Genomic DNA, 17,729 nt, shown 5'->3' on the forward strand with positions numbered 1-17,729 from the left:
AATAATTCCGTGTTTATTCCTTTTCTTTGCATATCCGAACACAATTATCAGGTGATTATATGAAAGATAATCCTGTACCGACTTCTGAGTTGTCGTCCACGCGTTTCGCCTTTGGGCTTTACAATACCGAGGTTGGCGCAGTTCCGTTGATGCTATTCGTCGGGATCGCTGCCATTGTGGCGACCTCTGCCTGGGCAGGCTTGCTGCCGAAAAATATGATCGGCGGACTCGCAGTCATCATGACCCTTGGTTTTGCGTTTGCGAAAGTGGGGCGGCAAATCCCGTTGCTGAAAGACATCGGCGGCCCGGCAATCCTGTGTCTGATGGTCCCCTCCGTACTGGTCTATTTTGGTGTCTTCGAAAAACACACGCTGGATACGGTGCATCTGTTGATGAAAGAGGCAAATCTGCTCTATTTCGTCATCGCCTGTCTGGTGGTAGGGAGCATTCTGGGGATGAACCGGATACTGCTTATCCAGGGGATGATGCGCATGTTTATCCCACTGGTGGCCGGGACTTTCATGGCGGTACTGAGCGGGCTCATCGTGGGTTCACTGTTTGGCTATACCCCGTACCACACCTTCTTTTTTATCATCGTGCCGATCATTGGTGGCGGGATTGGTGAGGGGATTTTGCCGTTGTCCCTGGCCTATTCGGCAATCCTTGGTCATACACCGGACGTCTATGTTGCTCAACTGGCGCCCGCCGCGGTGGTGGGGAATATCTTCGCCATTATTTGTGCAGGCTCGCTGGCGCGTCTGGGAATGAAACGTCCTGCATTGTCGGGTAATGGCATGTTAACCCGTAGCAAAGAAGACAGCAGCCTCTTTGCGGGCGCGGACAGTGCTCAGCAGACAGATTTCCATCTGATGGGAGGCGGGTTACTGATGGTGTGCGCATTTTTCATCGTCGGCGGGTTGTTTGAAAAACTGGTACACATTCCCGGTCCGGTGCTGATGATCCTGATAGCCGTATTGTGTAAGTACTTCAAGGTGATCCCGGCTTCAATGGAACAGGGCGCGCACAGTTGCTATAAATTCGTCTCGGCTGCGCTCGTCTGGCCACTGATGATTGGTCTGGGAATGTTATACGTGCCGCTTGAGAGCGTGGTGTCAGTCTTCTCGGTGGGCTACGTGGTGGTCTGTGGTTCGGTGGTGATTGCGATGGCGCTGAGCGGCTATTTTATTGCCTCGCGTCTGAATATGTATCCTGTGGAAGCGGCCATTGTCACCTGCTGCCACAGTGGTCTGGGCGGGACAGGGGATGTGGCTATTTTGTCTGCCTCTAACCGAATGTCGCTCATGCCGTTTGCACAGATTGCCACCCGTATCGGCGGTGCATCGACGGTGATCATCGCCACGCTGCTGATGGGCTGGATTATGTAACGTAGCAGGGGTAAGCCGGGTAACCCCCCGGGCTTACCCCTTTGTTGTTGGCACAATCTGAACATGGTTTTGTTTCACCTCATGACCCTGCGCATTCACATAACCAATATGCACCGGTTCGCCGCTTTCTTTATCCACCAGGGTTAAATGCGGTGCGGTGTGTAAAACATGTTTGTGTCCCCATTCCATCAAAGATAAAAGCACCGGGGCAAGGGTGCGGCTTTTGTCGGTAAGCTGGTACTCATACCGTTCCCGTGCTCCCTCTTCCCGGTAAGGTATACGGGAAAGCAACCCCAGTTCTGTCATCAACTTTAAACGTGTCGCTAACGTCTGTTTCGTTATTCCGGTATGTATTCGCATGGTTTCGAAACGCGTCACACCGTAAAACGCCTCTCTCAGAATCAACAAAATCCATTGATCGCCCAAGATTTTTGCCCCTTCAGCCAGACCGCACAGTTCGGGCGAGAGGTAAGGCAACAATTTATCTTTTGACACAGGATGTTTTCCTTTTTAATCTAAGTATGATTTTTAGACCTTGCTTATAGGGAGAATACAATGCCTTTTGTAAATGTACAAACGATTAAAGGGATCATGAATGCCGAGCAGAAGAGCGAGCTGTTGCGCCGAATGACGGACTTAATGGTGGAAATCGAAGGGAAAGGGGATCCGGAATTCCGGCGCTCGGTCTGGATCCGTATTGATGAGCATGACCCGGAGCAATGGAGCCTGGGGGGATTACAGCCTACCGCTGAAATGATTGCGAAGAAATTCGCGTCGACGCAGGCGTCCTGATAAGAGGCCGGGAGGGACACAGTATCTCCCGGTGAAACCTTGTTTGCAGCCGGGTTCGCCCGCAACGAGTTTCGACCGATGGACAGTCGACAGCTTCAAACAAGACGGAAAATTGCGGCCAGTTTTTTGACTGCGTCTTCTATTTCCCTCTCCGTATAAGCGGCAAAACCCATCAAAAAACCGCTGGTCAGGGGTTTGTCTGCATATAAACTGGTAAGCCCTAATATATCAACATTTGCGCGGCGGGCGGCGGCGGCAATCTCCTTCTCGGAGATCCCGTGCCTGAGGTGACAAGGCATCTGCATTCCACCTGTTGGTATTACGCACTCAACATAATCAGAAAGATACTCATCCATCAGACTGGCCAGTTTGTTGCGGCGAGTAACATAAACGCTACGCATCTTGCGAATATAGGCACCAAAATGCCCTCCCTCCAAAAATTTCGCCAGCGTCAGTTGGGATATTGAGGCGGTATGGCCGTCCATTAATGTCCTGGCCGTGGTCATCGACTCTACCAGTTCTGAGGGAACAATCATGTACGCAATACGTAGCCCGGGGAACAGGGACTTGGTGAAAGTCCCGATATAAATTGTCCGGTTGAACGCATCAAGCCCCTGAAGACAGGCCATAGGCTTCCCTTCATAGTGAAACTCACTGTCGTAGTCGTCCTCAATGATCCAGGCGGAGTGACGATTTGCCCAGTCAATGACAGCCAGGCGTCTGTCAAGAGAGAGCGTCACCCCGGTAGGATATTGATGAGAAGGGGTAAGGTAGATAGCCCTGGCAGGACTGGTCAGAGCATTCAGCGCGTCAATTGAGATGCCTTTATCGTCAAGAGGAACCGGAAGACAGTGTAGTCCGGCAGATTTAAACGCTTTGTATGCCCCTTGATAGCAGGGATCTTCAATGGCAATGCCATCCTCTGCGTCCATCAGCACGTGGGAACAGAGAGCAAGGGCCTGCTGAGAACTGGTCAGAATGATGATCTGTTCAGCCCTCGCACGCGTCCCCCGCTCAAGATTGACATATTCCGCGATTGCTCGCCGTAGGCGTTCCATGCCCTGCGGAGGGCTTTGCTCTAATATCTGGTGTTGATATTCCTTAAGAACCTGCCGCTGAAGTCGCTCCCAGGTTGGAATGGGAAACATGCGCGTCTCGGGGATACCCGGTGCCAGTGGGCGGGGCGAGGAAAATTCGCGGATCCCGCCACTTTCATAGATGATCTTTCCACGAGCGCTGAGTTTTGCCTTTCGTCTATCAGCGGCAGGATGCTGCTGCCGGGAATGCGGTTTTAAAAACCGTGCGCTGGAAGAGACAAAGCTTCCTCTGCCGGTTTGCCGCTCAATAAAACCTTCTGCATGCAGGCTGGAATAAGCTGCTTCAATCGTATCCCGGGAAACACTCAGTGAACTCGCCAGCGCGCGTGAAGCGGGAAGGGCCTTACCGTGAGATAAGATCCCTTCCAGTATCAGTGTCCGTATTGCTCTCTGGATCCTTTCATGCAGGGGCAGCGATCCGTTGGAAGGATCAATAATCCATGCCTTAACCGTTTCAAGTTGTGCGTGCTTAAACATCTTTACCCACTCTCCCTCGTGTGGCCTCCATTATAAAACAACACGGCAAAATTGGTCTGCTTCACTTGCGAAAATTGGCGGGGCTAAACGTGCCATTTAGCGCATACACTCATCCCGAAACCGTGAATGAATAAACAAAGAGGTTGTTATGAATAATACGATTGTGACCATTGAGGCTGTTCAGGAAAGTGATTACGAGAGCTGGATGCCACTGTGGGGTAAATATCAAGAATTTTATAATGTCGATCTCTCCGGGGCAGTCACTCAGCGCACCTGGCAACGATTTTTCAGCCCTATTGAGCCACTATTTTGCTTAGTGGCAAGATATAACGGAGAGGTGGTGGGTTTTGCGCATTATCTTTTCCACCGTTCAACCTGGGCGGAGAGCGATTACTGTTATCTTGAAGATTTATATGTTTGCGATGCCGTCAGGGGCAAACACATTGGTAAACAGTTAATAGAATATGTTCAGCGAGAAGCGAGAAAACATCATGCGCGTCATCTTTACTGGCATACACATGAAACCAACTACCGCGGGCAACGATTGTATGACTGGGTCGCGAAAAAAAGCGGCATGATTGAATATCGTATGCACGTAAGATAAATCCCTTCGCTGACGTGATGCCCCCTCAAATGTTGACGGGGCGTTTCAAGCTATTATTTAGCCTGTAACAGTATGTCCATCAGTCCCGGGAAACGGGCATCGAGATCGTCTCTACGCAAAGAAATCATATTCTCTCGTCCCTGCTGACGTTGCCAGATCACTCCGCTGTCACGCAATACGCGCCAGTGATGTGTCATTGTGGACTTCACCACATCTTCCGGGCGTAGTGCGTTACAGCTTAGCTCGCAACCATCGGCAAGCCTGCGGATAATCGACAGCCTGAGCGGGTTGCCGAGGGCAAACAACACATTTTCCAGCAGTATCTGTTCAGTTTCGGGGTGGTTTTGGATCATCGTTTTCCTGCGTCTGGTGTCAGATTGAGCTATATCAACAATAGGTCAATCGTTAAAAAATAGTTCGATAATACTCGTACAATGGGACTATTATAGCAAACGAACGAATACACGACCATCCTGGTCGTCACAACCTGTCTTACTGACTAAGGAAATATTATGCCCCGACCCATCCCCCTCGAACGTTATCGCAACATCGGTATCTCCGCGCATATCGATGCCGGTAAAACGACCACCACCGAGCGCATCCTTTTTTACACCGGGATGAGCCACAAACTGGGTGAAGTACACGATGGCGCGGCAACAACTGACTGGATGGCGCAGGAGCAAGAGCGCGGGATCACCATTACGTCCGCGGCCGTGAGTTGCTTCTGGCCGGGTATGGACAGAGGGTTTGAACCGCACCGGATCAACATCATCGACACCCCGGGGCACGTGGATTTCACCATTGAGGTGGAACGTTCCATGCGTGTACTCGACGGTGCCGTGATGGTGTATGACTCCGTTGGCGGCGTTCAGCCGCAGTCCGAAACCGTCTGGCGTCAGGCGAATAAATATCACGTGCCGCGGCTGGCCTTCGTTAACAAAATGGATCGTCCGGGTGCCGACTTCTTCCGCGTCGTACGTATGATGCAGGAACGTCTGAAAGCGAACCCGGTACCGATTGTTATTCCGGTTGGCGCGGAGGAACACTTCACCGGCGTGGTGGATCTCATCAAAATGCGTACCATTTTGTGGGACGATGCCACCCAGGGCATGGTGTTCACCTATGCGCCCGTGCCGGATGATTTACTGAGTACCGCGAAGGAATGGCGGGAAAAAATGGTCTCTGCGGCGGCGGAAGCCAGCGATGAGCTCATGGATAAATATCTGGAAACCGGCGATCTGGACGAGGCGGAAATCATCAGAGGTCTGCGTATTCGCACTATCTCGGGTGAAATCCAGCCTATGCTGTGCGGCAGCGCGTTCAAAAACAAAGGTGTGCAGCGCATGCTCGATGCGGTCATTGAGTTGATGCCGTCACCACTGGATGTGCCAGCCATTGATGGCGTGGATGAAAAAGGCCAGCACGCTGAGCGTCATCCCAGTGATGATGAGCCGTTCTCCGCTCTGGCATTCAAACTGATGAGCGATCCGTACGTCGGGCAACTGACCTTTATCCGCGTTTACTCTGGCGTGCTGCGCAAAGGCGACGCGGTGTATAACCCGGTGAAAGGGAAGAAAGAGCGCATTGGGCGTATTGTGCTGATGCATGCCAACGATCGCCACGAGGTGGATGAACTGCGCGCCGGTGATATCGCGGCCTGCGTTGGGTTGAAAGATGTGACAACCGGTGACACGCTCACCGATCCGAATGCCGTCATCACGCTTGAACGCATGGAGTTTCCGGATCCGGTTATCTCCCTTGCTATCGAGCCGAAAACCAAAGGCGATCAGGAAAAAATGGGGATCGCGCTGCAGCGTCTGGCGGCGGAAGACCCCTCTTTCCGCCTGCATACTGACGAAGAGTCCGGCCAGACGATTATCTCCGGGATGGGTGAGTTACACCTTGAGATTATCGTCGACCGCATGAAGCGTGAGTTTGGCGTCGAGGCGAACATCGGTCGTCCACAGGTGACCTACCGGGAAACCTTGCGTAAAGCGGTGAAGGATATCGAAGGTAAGTTTGTCCGTCAGTCCGGCGGTAAAGGACAGTACGGTCATGTGGTACTGAGCCTTGAGCCGACTGAACCGGGCAGCGGATTTACGTTTGAAGATGCCACCAAGGGCGGCGTGGTGCCGCGCGAGTATATCCCGTCCGTTGAAAAAGGGCTTCGGGAAGCGATGAACAGCGGCGTGCTGGCGGGGTATCCGGTGGTCGATGTCAAAGCGACGCTGACGTTTGGTTCTTATCACGATGTCGACTCCTCGGAGATGGCGTTCCGCATGGCGGCGATCCTCGGATTTAAAGAGGGCGCTCGCAGGGCGGATCCGGTGATTCTTGAGCCGATCATGCATGTTGAGGTGGAAACACCGGAAGAGTACGCCGGCAACATTATGGGCGATCTCTCTTCTCGCCGTGGCATGGTGCAGGGGATGGAAGAGCAGTACGGAAGCCAGATTATTCGCGCTGACGTGCCGCTGGCAGAGATGTTTGGTTATGCCACCACGCTGCGCTCGATGTCACAGGGGCGTGCGACGTATACGATGGAGTTCCATCATTTTGCGGAAGCACCGCGAAATGTTGCGGATGAGATTATTTCACGACGTGCTAAGAGTTAATTAATTGCACATGGTAGTCGTTGGGCTACCATGTGTTTTTCTATTTGAGATGTTCGTTGCGCTGAATTGCTTGTCCTGAAACAGACTGAATCTTCCAGATACCTTTTTCTTTAACCATACAATCGATGACCGTATATTCCTCTTTCTTCCCGAACGACACATAAATATTGGTGCAAACGGGATCGTATTCGGATGAAACCACAGTCACATTATCTGCCCAATCTTCCTCAATATCCTGCGACTTCAGAAAGAAATCAGCATCATAAAACTCTTCATCAGCAAAGCGAGGATCCTGAGCATGACGCAATTTTTTCATGGTGCTTGCTGTGACGTATTTATTTATTTCAGCATTGTCCGTGATGGGGAATTTGTTTGCAGTATATTGCGCAATGTACCATTTATTGAAATTTAACGCTGCTTTTGCCGCATTATCACTATAGCCTGCGCAGGCCGAGCAGGTTATTAATAAGGAAAGAATGGGTATGATTTTCATATCAATAATGCCTGTAAAGCTGATAAGAAGGGTGGGATTTTCTATATCCTGAACCAGGATACATAGTACGTTGCGCGAAGTCGCTTAGCCATTGATGGCCATCATAAATACAAACATGACCATCTGGATGGTTTGCTATGGACTGTATAACTACAACATCGCCTAACTGCGGGGCTCCGATAACTTTTTGGAACCCAACCTGAGACAAAGTTAGACCCATGTTCTTTGCCGAACCTATTCCATGAATAGGCAAGCCGCCAGCAATTATCGCGTTTTTCACAAAAAGCTCACACTTTCTGTGACTTTCTTGATAAACATGATTTTTGGCATATTCAACAGCGGCATATTTATTCCATGACATTGATATTTCCTTATTGAGAGATCGCTAATGCAACAGCCCTGGAAATATCCTCCGTTTTACCACGTCATGGTAAACTTAAAATGCCATAAAAATTTAATATAATTCAGCAGGATATAATTAATTAAATCAATCCAGCGCCTTCACTATCTTCCCGCTAGCCACAAACGTCCCCGCACCAAGATGATGCAGCGTATTCAGCTTATCTCCGTCAAACTGCCAGCGTCCGGCGAAGAACGCGCGTTCATCGGCTGCGGCAGAAACCACTTCACCAAACAGCGTGTCATATTTTTCAGCCGCTGCGGTCACCGGGAGTAAACGACACTCCATCCATGCCAGACATTTTTCTTCAATGACGGGCAAACCGAGTTCCGGACCGTTCACCACCGGGATCCCGTAGCAGTTAAATTTGTCTTCATCGCGCCCGCTAACGCTACCGACTGCCCAGGTCCAGTTTGCCGCCGCCACGCCGGGGATAACGATGCCGAACATCCCACTGCGTTCAATCAGCTCACGCGACCAGGTACTTTTATCCACGACGATCGCGATACGCGGCGGTTCAAACTCAACGGGCATTGACCATGCGGCGGCCATAACGTTGCGTCTGTCGAGGCTTTCATCCCGACTGGTGATAAGCACAGTAGGGCCGTGGTTCAGCAGACGGCTGGCATGATGTAATTCAACGGGGCGAAAGTAGCTCATAGGGTCTCCTCATGTACAACGATGAGTATGACGAAAAAGCACGTAAATCAAAGTGGGCGCGTAGAATTAGTTTATAAACAAAACATCACTATCAAAGGAAACTGATGCATGTCCCCATTTCTGACTGCCTATTTCGCCCGTATCGGCTGGAATCAACCGACCGGGGTTAATATCGACACGCTGCGCGCGCTGCATTTACACCACAACTGTGCGATCCCTTTCGAGAATATTGATGTCGTCCTGCCGCGTGAAATCCATCTTGACGATCGGTGTCTGGTCGACAAACTGCTAACAGCGCGACGTGGGGGATATTGTTTTGAGCAAAATGGCTTATTCGAACGGGTGCTGCGCGAAGTCGGTTTTACGGTACGCAGTGTGCTCGGGCGCGTGGTATTAGCGAATCCACCACAAATGCCGCCGCGAACACACCGTCTGCTGCTGGTTGAGCTTAACGGTGAGCGCTGGATTGCGGACGTAGGCTTTGGCGGACAGACGCTGACGGCGCCGATTCGGTTGCTCGCTAACGAAGAACAGACAACGCCGCACGGGGCGTATCGTTTGCTGAGCGAGGGCAATGACTGGGTATTGCAGTTCCGGCACCACGAGCACTGGCAGTCGATGTACCATTTTGATCTGACGACGCAATATTTCAGTGATTATGTCATGGGCAACTTCTGGTCAGCACACTGGCCGCAGTCGCATTTCCGTCATCATTTGCTGATGTGCCGCCACTTGCCGGACGGTGGCAAGCTGACGCTGACCAACTTCAACTTTACCCACTGGCAGAATGGCCATGTGGAGGAGCAGATCCATCTTCCTGATGCTGCGGCGCTGTATCAACTGATGCAGACGCGTTTTGGGTTGGGCATTGATGATCCTAAGCACGGCTTTTCACTGGCGGAACTGACAGCGGTGATGGCAGGGTTTGAAACACATCCACAGGCAGGGAAATAAGGTGAAAAGGGGCTAACGCCCCTTTGCCGTATAAGGCTTACAGCTGGGTAAACTTGCTGATCCACGGGCTGTTTTTTTCTCCAGACCACAGTTGAACAAGCATGTCTCTGAATTTTTCCGCCGCCGGGCTGAGAGGCGTTTCCCTGCGCTGTACAAGGCCTAACGTGCGCCGTATGACGGGTTCAATCAGCGGCCGGCTGACCAGAATATGATGCTCATCGGCCGGCATAGCCAGGCTGGGAACGACAGAGACCCCGAGACCCGCTTCTACCATCCCCAGTGACGTTGAAAGATGTCGAACTTCATAAAACCAGTTAGGTTTCCACGCCATTTTCTCAAACGCCTGATCGATAAGGGAACGGTTTCCGCTTGAACGCCTAACCCCAATCAGCTTCATTCCAGCCAGATCGTCCCATGTTACCAGCGGCTTTTTTGCCAGTTCATTGTCGCGGCGACATGCCAGAACAAAGGGTTCATTCACCAACGGCGCAAAATCGATATTTGGATGTGTGATGTTTATCATATTTATACCGAAATCTGCGTCGCCATTTAAAACGGCTTCGAGACAATCGCTGGCACTGTGCTCAAGTATGCGAATACGGATGTTTGGATAGGCATTGTTATAATCTCGTATCACTGAAGGCAGAAAATAGAACGCGGCAGTAGGGATACAGGAAACGGTAATAACACCTGCCTGATGTGTTGCCATCTCTTTAATACTCATGACTGAGCTTTCATAAAAATCTATTAAATTCTTTGCCTTAGGTAAAAACTCTCGGCCCACCGTCGTCAGCTTGACGCTGCGAGTGGAACGTTCAAACAGCGTGGTCCCCAGGCTTTCTTCCAGTTTCTGAATTCTGCGTGTTAAAGCAGGTTGTGAGATGTGAAGAAATTGCGATGCTTTTGTAAAACATCCAATTTCTGCAATTTTTACAAACGCTTGTATTCCCTGTAATTCATGCTGCATATCTGCACCCCATTCTCGCTTCATCTTAACCATGCTAACGCAGGGGGTATTAATGTGCAAAGCGTATTAATCCTTCTTTTTTTGACATTAGAGTTATCAACTGGAGTGTGAAAACCTTATTGCGTTCCTGATAAAAACGAAATGAGAAAAAGACATGTTAAAGATCCCTTGCGTATTAATGCGTGGCGGTACGTCAAAAGGTCCCGTCATTCTGGCCAGCGACCTGCCAGCGGAAACCGAAGCGCGTGACGCGGTATTACTCAGCCTAATGGGCGCAGGCCATGAACTCGAAATTGACGGCATTGGTGGCGGAAGCCCGCAAACCAGTAAGGTGGCGATCGTCAGTCCGTCCAACAGTCCGGACGCGGATGTAGATTACTTATTCGCACAAGTGATGGTGAACGAACGTCGTGTCGATACCACACCAAATTGCGGGAATATGCTCTGCGCCGTGGGGCCTTTTGCCATTGAAAAAGGGCTGGTGAAGGCGCAAAGCCCGGTGACGACAGTGCGTATCCGCAATCTCAATACCGGTACTCTGGTTGATGCTGAAGTTCAGACGCCAGACTATCGGGTTGAGTATGAAGGCGATACCCAAATCGACGGTGTGCCGGGTACAGCGGCACCGATTGGCTTAACGTTCCTGAATTCTGCGGGGTCTAAAACAGGGAAACTGCTGCCGACCGACAGCGTGACGGATGTATTCGATGGTATCGAAGTCACCTGTATTGATATGGCGATGCCGATGGTGCTGATTGAGGCATCAGCACTAGGGAAAACAGGAGGGGAGTCACCGGCAGAGTTGGATGCCGATCGTGAGTTTAAAGAAAGGCTGGAGAGCGTGCGGCGCCAGGCTGGCACGGCGATGGGATTAGGGGATGTATCGAACAAAGTGATCCCTAAACCGGTTCTCCTCAGTCGGGCATGTAAAGGCGGAACGCTCCAGGTTCGTTATTTCATGCCACATACATGCCATAAGTCGCTGGCCATTACCGGTTCGATCGGCATATCGACCGTGACGCTGATTGAGGGCTCAGTGGCCTTTAAAATCATCGCCGACCGTCCAAAGGGGTTATTTACCAATATTATTGATATTGAACACCCCAGCGGAAAAATATCCGTTTCATTATTGAGGGAGGGTGACAAAATCGAAAACACCCGTGCGGCTGTTATTCGTACTACACGCAAGTTATTTGAAGGTGTTGTTTGTGTGCCTGAAAATACATTGTCTGAAGTTGATTGATGAAAATATTAATCAAATAAACAACCAGCATTAAAAAAATTACATTCTGTACCTTAACTATAATACTGAGGTTATTATGGCGTTAACTCATGCTAACAATACCCAGAGGGCTCCTGATCCTGTAAAAGCCAGTGCGCATATTCGCGTGATTCTGGCCCTGGCATTATCAGGGCTTGCTGAGCTTGCTTCTCTGTTCTTTATTCAGCCACTGCTCCCGACGCTTGCTGTGGAATATAACGTTCCTGTCAGTCAGGTGAGTATTATTCTGTCAGCAGAAACCGCATTGCTGGCAATTGGGTTGCTGTTTACCGGTACATTATCCGATCACTACGGCAGAAAACGGTTAATTATCGTCTCCCTTCTGCTGGGCGGCATTCTGACGCTGCTGTGCCCGCTGGTGGAATCCTGGGCAATGCTGGTGGCGCTGCGTGCGGTGATTGGTCTGGCGCTGAGTGGCATCGCGGCGGCGGCAACGGCCTACATCAGTGAAGAGGTTGCACCGGTGGCGGCAGGCATCGTGACGGGATATTTTGTCTTTGGGAACTCGATGGGTGGAATGTCCGGACGTATTGTTGCCAGCCAGCTGATCGACCACGTTTCAATCAATGTCATCTTCTACGGGTTTGCGGTCAGTTTGATTGCGGTTGCCATTCTGGTGAAGTTCCTGCTGCCAGAATCGAAAAACTTCACGCCTACGCAGAGTCTTAACGTAATGCGTATGGTGAAAGGGGCGGCATCGCATTTTAAAAACAAAAATCTGGCGCTGGCGTTTGTCATCAGCTTCATTATCTTCGGCGCATTCACCTCACTGTATAACTATCTGGCCTTCTTCCTGAAAGGTGAGCCGTTCCATATTTCACCGGCAAATGCAGGTCTGCTCTCCTTTAGCTTTGCCCTGAGTTTCTTTACGGCTCCGCAGGCAGGTCGCTTATCGGCAAAATATGGCGCAATGAAAGTCTTGCGCGTGCTGTTCCTGATCATGGCTCTGGGCATGCTGCTGACGCTGACGTCGAATGTCGTCACCTTTATTGTTGGCGCTGTGATTTTTACCGGCTGTTTCTTCGGCTGCCACTCTATCGGTTTAAGCTGGGTCAGTAAAAATGCAACTCATGCAAGAGGCCAGGCCGTCGCGCTCTATTTATTCTTCTACTACATGGGCGGTTCGGTTATTGGTTTTATCAACGGTTTCGTCTTCCATTCAATGGGCTGGCAGGGTATGACTGGATTTATTCTGGCATTACTTGGCGTAGGTGTTGTGGTGGCAACGTATCTGGCATCCGGCAATAAACAAGCACTGGTTCCAGCGCAGTCAGCTGAATAAATAGCATGGCAATGTGTTCACGCCTCAGGGCGTGAACACAGAATGAGTACGTATATCAAACGGGTATTATTATGAAACTAGCAAGTTATATTCATCAGGGCCGTAAAAGCTACGGGATTTATACACAGTCTGGAATTATCGATCTGGGTAATAAAATCGGCCACCACTATGCGACATTGAAAGACCTTCTTCAATGGGATGCGGTTGACGTCGCCAGGCAATATCACGATTGCCCTGTGGATATGATGCCAGAAGACATTACCTTCCTGCCCGTAATAGAAGAGCCAGGAAAGATTTTCTGCGTTGGGATGAATTACGCAGAAAAAAGAAAAGAATTTGCCGAGACGAATAATGCCCCGACGCTGTTTATCCGCTTTCCTGATTCACAAACCGGACATGCGCGGCCCGTTTTAAAACCAGTTCTCTCAAGCGAGTTTGATTATGAAGGTGAGCTGGCCGTAATCATTGGTAAACCTGGCACCCGAATTGACGCCAAAAATGCGCTCAGCCATGTCGCGGGCTACAGTTGCTATATGGATGGTTCCGTACGCGACTGGCAGCACGCCTGGTTCACCGCCGGTAAAAACTGGAAGCAAACCGGCGCCTTCGGCCCTTACATGACCACGGCGGATGAGATCCCCGATCCTCATGCGTTGACCATCCATACCTGGCTGAACGGCATGCTGGTTCAGAATGATTCCACCGGCAGCATGATCCACAAAGTAGCGGATCTTATCGCCTATATCAGCACATTCACCTCCCTCAGCGCCGGAGACGTCATTATTACCGGCTCGCCTGGCGGCGTCGGTAAAAAACGTAATCCACCTCTGTTTATGCATGATGGCGATCGGGTTGAAGTCGAAATTGAAAACATAGGTCGCCTGACGAACACCATCGTGGAAGCGCAACCTCAGCAACAAGAATTGACTGTCTAGACGCTCAGGAGAGAGAAGATGTACACCGCCAGAACGCCAGAGTTTGAGGTCATTAAAACGGGTAACGCTCAGGCCAGAGAGGAGATTACCCGCTTCCTGGCCCACAACGGTTTGGGCATTGATGACGATATTGAGCAATTTATTGTTGCGCGCTATCAACGCCATCTTGTCGCCTGCACTGGCATTGCGGGTAACACGTTAAAATGCATTGCAGTAGACGCCGCGTGGCGGGGTACGTCGCTAAGCCTGACGTTAATTCATGAGGCCGAGCTTCTGGCAGCACAGAACGGTGAACATCATCTCTTTCTTTTTACCTGTCCTGATAACGTTAAGTCATTTCGCGGATGCGGGTTTTATCCGCTGGTGACGATCGAGAATTGTGCGGCATTAATGGAGAATACGCCGGTCGGTATTCATCGTTATTGCAGCCAGTTGCGTAGCCATCATTTCATGCCGGGGAAAGATATTGGCGCTATTGTGATGAATGCAAATCCGTTCACTCTGGGCCATCAATATCTGATTGAACATGCGGCAAGCCAGTGTGATTGGTTACATGTTTTCGTCGTTCAGGAAGATGTCTCCGCTTTTTCGTTTAAAGAACGGTTTGCGATGGTTAAGGACGGTTCGCGACACCTTTCTAATGTCACCGTTCATCCGGGGTCGGCATACATTATTTCACGCGGGACATTTCCGGGCTATTTTCTGAAGGATAAAAAGGTTATTGATAAAGTCTATGCCGCAATTGACCTCATGCTGTTCAGGAATTATATCGCCCCCGCGCTGAGTATAAATCATCGTTTTGTCGGCACCGAGCCATTCTGCCAGTTAACCGCTGAATATAACCGGGCGATGCACCGTTGGCTGGAAGATGAAACGAGTGTGTCGGCTCGTATCAGCGTACATGAAATAGAAAGAAAAACGGATGGAAATAATGTGCCGGTATCAGCTTCAGCCGTTCGTCGTTTATTAAATGAAAACAAAATCTCTGCCGCCAGCCGCATGGTGCCAACCACCACGCGTGCGTATCTGAATAACGGGGTACAGCATCAGCTTTGTTTATCCAAACCGTTATCGGCAGCGGTTTAACCGCATTATCACAGGAAAATTAATATGAAAATTGTGCAAGCCGCGATGGCGGGAACGCTGGAGTCCAGCGACCTGATGGTGAAGGTTAGCCCCGTCGAGAGCGGGCTGGATGTGGTCATCCAAAGCGAAGTGTATAAGCAGTTCGGCGACCGAATTACAGAGGTCGTCAATGAAACCCTTTCTGCGTTCGGCATCAATCAGGGGCAGATCATTATTGATGATAAAGGTGCGCTGGATTGTGTGATCCGCGCTCGTGTTCAGGCTGCACTGCTCAGAGGTACAGCGCGGGAAGAGATTTCATGGGAAAAGTTATAATGAAAAAGTTACGCCGCAGTATGTTATTTATTTCCGGTTCAAGTGCCGCCATGCTTTCGACGGCATTTATCTATAAACCTGACTCCATCATGTTTGATCTGGAAGATGCCGTAGCGCTAAAAGAAAAGGACAGCGCCCGTCTTCTGGTATTTCATGCCCTGCAACATCCGATGTACAACGATATTGAAACCGTTGTCAGAATTAACCCTTTGAATACGCCTTTTGGATTAAAAGATCTGGAAGCCGCCGTCAGGGCGGGGGTCGATGTCATTCGTCTACCCAAAACCGACACCCCGGAAGATATTCATCAGCTGGAACGTGAAATCGTCCGCATTGAAGAAACCTGCGGGCGTCCCGTTGGCTCAACGAAATTAATGGCGGCGATAGAATCTGCCGTTGGCGTGATTAACGCTGTCGCTATTGCGAAATCCTCCGACCGCTTAATGGGTATTGCGCTGGCCGCCTTTGACTATGTGATGGATATGCAAACCGAGCGAGGCGACGGAACAGAGCTGTTTTATGCCCGGTGCGCCGTATTGCATGCCGCGCGCGGGGCCGGTATTGACGCCTTCGACGTGGTGTACGCGGATGTGAATGATGAGGCCGGTTTCCTGAAAGAAGTGGATCTCATTCGCCGGATGGGCTTCAACGGAAAATCGCTGATTAATCCACGACAAATTGAAATTCTTCATAACGCCTACGCGCCAACGCAGGAAGAGGTGGATTACGCAGAGCGCGTAATTGCTGCAGCAGAGGAGGGGGAACGTAACGGACTGGGGGTGATTTCGCTAAACGGCAAAATGATCGACGCGCCGATTATCAACCATGCCCGCGTGGTTATCGAACGCAAAAATGCCTCTGGCATTCGTCAGTAATTCCCCATATCGCAAGCGACAGGATGAATAATGAAAAACCAAACTGAAACCCTGCATTACATTCCTGGCTCTCGCCGTGAGTACGTCGCATTCAGCGGCGCTAACGCGATGACGCCTTATCTTGCTGACAGCCAGCAAAAATATCAGCGCAAACTTTTTGCAAGCATCGACGATGTGCTGGCCCGCTGCGACCTGCATGACGGTATGACCGTGTCTTTTCATCACGCCTTCCGCGAAGGAGATAAGGTCATCAATTACGTGATGGATAAGCTCGCTCAGCGCGGTCTGAAAGGGCTCACGCTTGCCTCCAGCTCCCTGATGACATGCAATGCACCGCTTATTGAACACATTCGTAATGGTGTGATCGGCAAAATCTATACCTCCGGGATGCGCGGCGAACTGGCGGACGCGATTTCGCACGGGCTGATGGACGAGCCGGTGCAGATCCACTCCCACGGTGGACGGGTGAATTTGATTCAGCAGGGCGAAATTACGATTGATGTTGCGTTTCTGGCGGTCTCCTGCAGCGACGAATACGGCAATGCCAGCGGTAACGGTGGTACATCGCAGTGCGGCTCCCTCGGCTACGCGATGGTCGATGCGCAATATGCCAAAAAGGTGGTCTTGCTTACCGAAACCCTGAAACCGTTCCCCAACATGCCGGCAAGCATTGTGCAGGATCAGGTGGATTATGTCGTGCAGATTGAGAGCGTCGGCGACCCGGCAAAAATCAGCGTAGGTGCCGCCAGGGTTACCAGTAATCCACGCGGGTAATGACTCCAACTTACTGATAGTGTTTTATGTTCAGATAATGCCCGATGACCTTGTCATGCAGCTCCACCGATTTTGAGAACGACAGTGACTTCCGTCCCAGCCTTGCCAGATGTTGTCTCAGATTCAGGTTATGCCGCTCAATTCGCTGAGTGTAACGCTTGCTGATTACGTGCAGCTTTCCCTTCAGGCGGGATTCATACAGCGGCCAGCCATCCGTCATCCATACCACGACCTCAAAGGCCGACAGCAGGCTCAGAAGACGCTCCAGTGTGGCCAGAGTGCGTTCACCGAAGACGTGCGCCACAACCGTCCTCCGTATCCTGTCATACGCGTAAAACAGCCAGCGCTGACGTGATTTAGCACCGACGTAGCCCCACTGTTCGTCCATTTCCGCGCAGACGATGACGTCACTGCCCGGCTGTATGCGCGAGGTTACCGACTGCGGCCTGAGTTTTTTAAGTGACGTAAAATCGTGTTGAGGCCAACGCCCATAATGCGGGCGGTTGCCCGGCATCCAACACCATTCATGGCCATATCAATGATTTTCTGGTGCGTACCGGGTTGAGAAGCGGTGTAAGTGAACTGCAGTTGCCATGTTTTACGGCAGTGAGAGCAGAGATAGCGCTGATGTCCGGCAGTACTTTTACCGTTACGCACCACGCCTTCAGTAGCTGAGCAGGAGGGACAACTGATGGAGATGGAAGCCACGGGAGCACCTCAAAAACACCATCGTACA

General features: G+C 50.8%; 19 protein-coding genes and 1 pseudogene. 12 read left to right on the forward strand and 8 right to left on the reverse strand.

Features of this window, described 5'->3' with window-relative positions:
• Positions 1–59 precede the first annotated feature (59 nt).
• The gene (locus AC0XWG_RS18090; protein WP_028018889.1) at positions 60–1,385 is read left to right on the forward strand and encodes a 2-hydroxycarboxylate transporter family protein; all 1,326 of its coding nucleotides are present in this window, start codon (positions 60–62) and stop codon (positions 1,383–1,385) included.
• Positions 1,386–1,418: 33 nt separating this feature from the next.
• On the opposite strand, the gene AC0XWG_RS18095 is transcribed toward AC0XWG_RS18090, so the two are convergent.
• Positions 1,419–1,880 (reverse strand): winged helix-turn-helix transcriptional regulator, encoded by a 462-nt coding sequence (locus tag AC0XWG_RS18095; RefSeq protein WP_128347635.1) that lies wholly within the window; start codon positions 1,878–1,880, stop codon positions 1,419–1,421.
• Positions 1,881–1,940: 60 nt separating this feature from the next.
• Between AC0XWG_RS18095 and AC0XWG_RS18100 the strand changes: the two genes are divergently transcribed.
• Positions 1,941–2,177: a tautomerase family protein gene (locus AC0XWG_RS18100; protein ID WP_028018891.1), complete on the forward strand. Its 237-nt coding sequence runs from the start codon at positions 1,941–1,943 to the stop codon at positions 2,175–2,177.
• A 95-nt stretch (positions 2,178–2,272) separates the two neighbouring features.
• Here AC0XWG_RS18100 and pdxR read toward each other — a convergent pair whose 3' ends face one another.
• Positions 2,273–3,751, reverse strand: a complete 1,479-nt coding sequence (gene pdxR, locus AC0XWG_RS18105; RefSeq protein ID WP_475680875.1) for a MocR-like pyridoxine biosynthesis transcription factor PdxR — start codon at positions 3,749–3,751, stop codon at positions 2,273–2,275.
• A gap of 148 nt (positions 3,752–3,899) precedes the next feature.
• Between pdxR and AC0XWG_RS18110 the strand changes: the two genes are divergently transcribed.
• Positions 3,900–4,355 (forward strand): GNAT family N-acetyltransferase, encoded by a 456-nt coding sequence (locus tag AC0XWG_RS18110; protein WP_049007310.1) that lies wholly within the window; start codon positions 3,900–3,902, stop codon positions 4,353–4,355.
• A 53-nt stretch (positions 4,356–4,408) separates the two neighbouring features.
• Here the strand turns inward: AC0XWG_RS18110 and AC0XWG_RS18115 are convergent, their stop codons facing one another.
• The gene (locus AC0XWG_RS18115; RefSeq protein WP_028018894.1) at positions 4,409–4,708 is read right to left on the reverse strand and encodes an ArsR/SmtB family transcription factor; all 300 of its coding nucleotides are present in this window, start codon (positions 4,706–4,708) and stop codon (positions 4,409–4,411) included.
• A gap of 159 nt (positions 4,709–4,867) precedes the next feature.
• Here AC0XWG_RS18115 and fusA point away from each other — a divergent pair, with 159 nt between their 5' ends.
• The gene (gene fusA / locus AC0XWG_RS18120) at positions 4,868–6,970 is read left to right on the forward strand and encodes an elongation factor G (protein WP_028018895.1); all 2,103 of its coding nucleotides are present in this window, start codon (positions 4,868–4,870) and stop codon (positions 6,968–6,970) included.
• A 40-nt stretch (positions 6,971–7,010) separates the two neighbouring features.
• Here fusA and AC0XWG_RS18125 read toward each other — a convergent pair whose 3' ends face one another.
• The 3 genes from AC0XWG_RS18125 to AC0XWG_RS18135 form a co-directional block, all read right to left on the reverse strand.
• On the reverse strand, positions 7,011–7,463 hold the full coding sequence (locus tag AC0XWG_RS18125) for a DUF3828 domain-containing protein (protein WP_128347637.1): 453 nt from the start codon (positions 7,461–7,463) through the stop codon (positions 7,011–7,013).
• A gap of 1 nt (position 7,464) precedes the next feature.
• A complete protein-coding gene (locus AC0XWG_RS18130) occupies positions 7,465–7,824 on the reverse strand; it encodes a CHAP domain-containing protein (RefSeq protein WP_128347638.1) in 360 nt (119 codons plus the stop codon).
• 126 nt (positions 7,825–7,950) lie between these two features.
• On the reverse strand, positions 7,951–8,523 hold the full coding sequence (locus AC0XWG_RS18135) for a flavin reductase family protein (protein ID WP_108089824.1): 573 nt from the start codon (positions 8,521–8,523) through the stop codon (positions 7,951–7,953).
• A gap of 108 nt (positions 8,524–8,631) precedes the next feature.
• On the opposite strand from AC0XWG_RS18135, the gene nhoA reads away from it, so the two are divergent.
• Positions 8,632–9,477: an N-hydroxyarylamine O-acetyltransferase gene (nhoA, locus tag AC0XWG_RS18140; protein ID WP_128347639.1), complete on the forward strand. Its 846-nt coding sequence runs from the start codon at positions 8,632–8,634 to the stop codon at positions 9,475–9,477.
• A 37-nt stretch (positions 9,478–9,514) separates the two neighbouring features.
• On the opposite strand, the gene AC0XWG_RS18145 is transcribed toward nhoA, so the two are convergent.
• Positions 9,515–10,444, reverse strand: coding sequence for a LysR family transcriptional regulator (locus AC0XWG_RS18145; protein ID WP_049007304.1), 930 nt, complete (start codon positions 10,442–10,444; stop codon positions 9,515–9,517).
• A 154-nt stretch (positions 10,445–10,598) separates the two neighbouring features.
• Between AC0XWG_RS18145 and AC0XWG_RS18150 the strand changes: the two genes are divergently transcribed.
• The 7 genes and pseudogenes from AC0XWG_RS18150 to AC0XWG_RS18180 all read left to right on the forward strand — a co-directional run.
• Positions 10,599–11,687, forward strand: a complete 1,089-nt coding sequence (locus tag AC0XWG_RS18150) for a 4-oxalomesaconate tautomerase (RefSeq protein WP_475680876.1) — start codon at positions 10,599–10,601, stop codon at positions 11,685–11,687.
• A 76-nt stretch (positions 11,688–11,763) separates the two neighbouring features.
• Entirely contained in the window at positions 11,764–13,008 is a 1,245-nt protein-coding gene (locus tag AC0XWG_RS18155; RefSeq protein ID WP_108089827.1) for an MFS transporter, read from the forward strand.
• A 71-nt stretch (positions 13,009–13,079) separates the two neighbouring features.
• Entirely contained in the window at positions 13,080–13,943 is an 864-nt protein-coding gene (locus AC0XWG_RS18160) for a fumarylacetoacetate hydrolase family protein (RefSeq protein WP_128347641.1), read from the forward strand.
• Between the two features lie 18 nt (positions 13,944–13,961).
• Positions 13,962–15,029 carry a [citrate (pro-3S)-lyase] ligase gene (citC, locus tag AC0XWG_RS18165; protein WP_128347642.1) on the forward strand — a complete coding sequence of 356 codons (1,068 nt, stop codon included), beginning with the start codon at positions 13,962–13,964 and terminating at the stop codon, positions 15,027–15,029.
• Between the two features lie 24 nt (positions 15,030–15,053).
• Complete coding sequence (citD, locus tag AC0XWG_RS18170) at positions 15,054–15,344, forward strand: citrate lyase acyl carrier protein (protein ID WP_128347643.1); 291 nt, start codon at positions 15,054–15,056, stop codon at positions 15,342–15,344.
• Positions 15,344–16,219, forward strand: coding sequence for a citrate (pro-3S)-lyase subunit beta (citE, locus tag AC0XWG_RS18175; protein ID WP_475680877.1), 876 nt, complete (start codon positions 15,344–15,346; stop codon positions 16,217–16,219). Before citD ends, citE begins: the two co-directional genes overlap by 1 nt.
• A gap of 30 nt (positions 16,220–16,249) precedes the next feature.
• Positions 16,250–16,987 (forward strand): annotated as a pseudogene (locus tag AC0XWG_RS18180) (citrate lyase subunit alpha); the annotation flags it as partial.
• Between the two features lie 16 nt (positions 16,988–17,003).
• Here the strand turns inward: AC0XWG_RS18180 and AC0XWG_RS18185 are convergent.
• A protein-coding gene (locus AC0XWG_RS18185; RefSeq protein WP_223216367.1) for an IS1 family transposase occupies positions 17,004–17,701 on the reverse strand; the annotation gives its coding sequence in 2 pieces (ribosomal slippage) (positions 17,004–17,452 and positions 17,452–17,701; 699 coding nt in all).
• Positions 17,702–17,729 lie beyond the last annotated feature (28 nt).

The organism is Enterobacter sp. DVT3837, assembly GCF_056238685.1.

Coding starts and splice junctions, on each gene's coding strand:
- AC0XWG_RS18155 (WP_108089827.1), top strand. CDS start 11,764: ATGGCGTTAACTCATGCTAACAATACCCAGAGGGCTCCTGATCCTGTA.
- AC0XWG_RS18115 (WP_028018894.1), bottom strand. CDS start 4,708: ATGATCCAAAACCACCCCGAAACTGAACAGATACTGCTGGAAAATGTG.
- citE (WP_475680877.1), top strand. CDS start 15,344: ATGAAAAAGTTACGCCGCAGTATGTTATTTATTTCCGGTTCAAGTGCC.
- nhoA (WP_128347639.1), top strand. CDS start 8,632: ATGTCCCCATTTCTGACTGCCTATTTCGCCCGTATCGGCTGGAATCAA.
- fusA (WP_028018895.1), top strand. CDS start 4,868: ATGCCCCGACCCATCCCCCTCGAACGTTATCGCAACATCGGTATCTCC.
- AC0XWG_RS18090 (WP_028018889.1), top strand. CDS start 60: ATGAAAGATAATCCTGTACCGACTTCTGAGTTGTCGTCCACGCGTTTC.
- AC0XWG_RS18145 (WP_049007304.1), bottom strand. CDS start 10,444: ATGCAGCATGAATTACAGGGAATACAAGCGTTTGTAAAAATTGCAGAA.
- AC0XWG_RS18100 (WP_028018891.1), top strand. CDS start 1,941: ATGCCTTTTGTAAATGTACAAACGATTAAAGGGATCATGAATGCCGAG.
- AC0XWG_RS18130 (WP_128347638.1), bottom strand. CDS start 7,824: ATGTCATGGAATAAATATGCCGCTGTTGAATATGCCAAAAATCATGTT.
- citC (WP_128347642.1), top strand. CDS start 13,962: ATGTACACCGCCAGAACGCCAGAGTTTGAGGTCATTAAAACGGGTAAC.
- AC0XWG_RS18110 (WP_049007310.1), top strand. CDS start 3,900: ATGAATAATACGATTGTGACCATTGAGGCTGTTCAGGAAAGTGATTAC.
- AC0XWG_RS18125 (WP_128347637.1), bottom strand. CDS start 7,463: ATGAAAATCATACCCATTCTTTCCTTATTAATAACCTGCTCGGCCTGC.
- AC0XWG_RS18135 (WP_108089824.1), bottom strand. CDS start 8,523: ATGAGCTACTTTCGCCCCGTTGAATTACATCATGCCAGCCGTCTGCTG.
- pdxR (WP_475680875.1), bottom strand. CDS start 3,751: ATGTTTAAGCACGCACAACTTGAAACGGTTAAGGCATGGATTATTGAT.
- AC0XWG_RS18160 (WP_128347641.1), top strand. CDS start 13,080: ATGAAACTAGCAAGTTATATTCATCAGGGCCGTAAAAGCTACGGGATT.
- citD (WP_128347643.1), top strand. CDS start 15,054: ATGAAAATTGTGCAAGCCGCGATGGCGGGAACGCTGGAGTCCAGCGAC.
- AC0XWG_RS18150 (WP_475680876.1), top strand. CDS start 10,599: ATGTTAAAGATCCCTTGCGTATTAATGCGTGGCGGTACGTCAAAAGGT.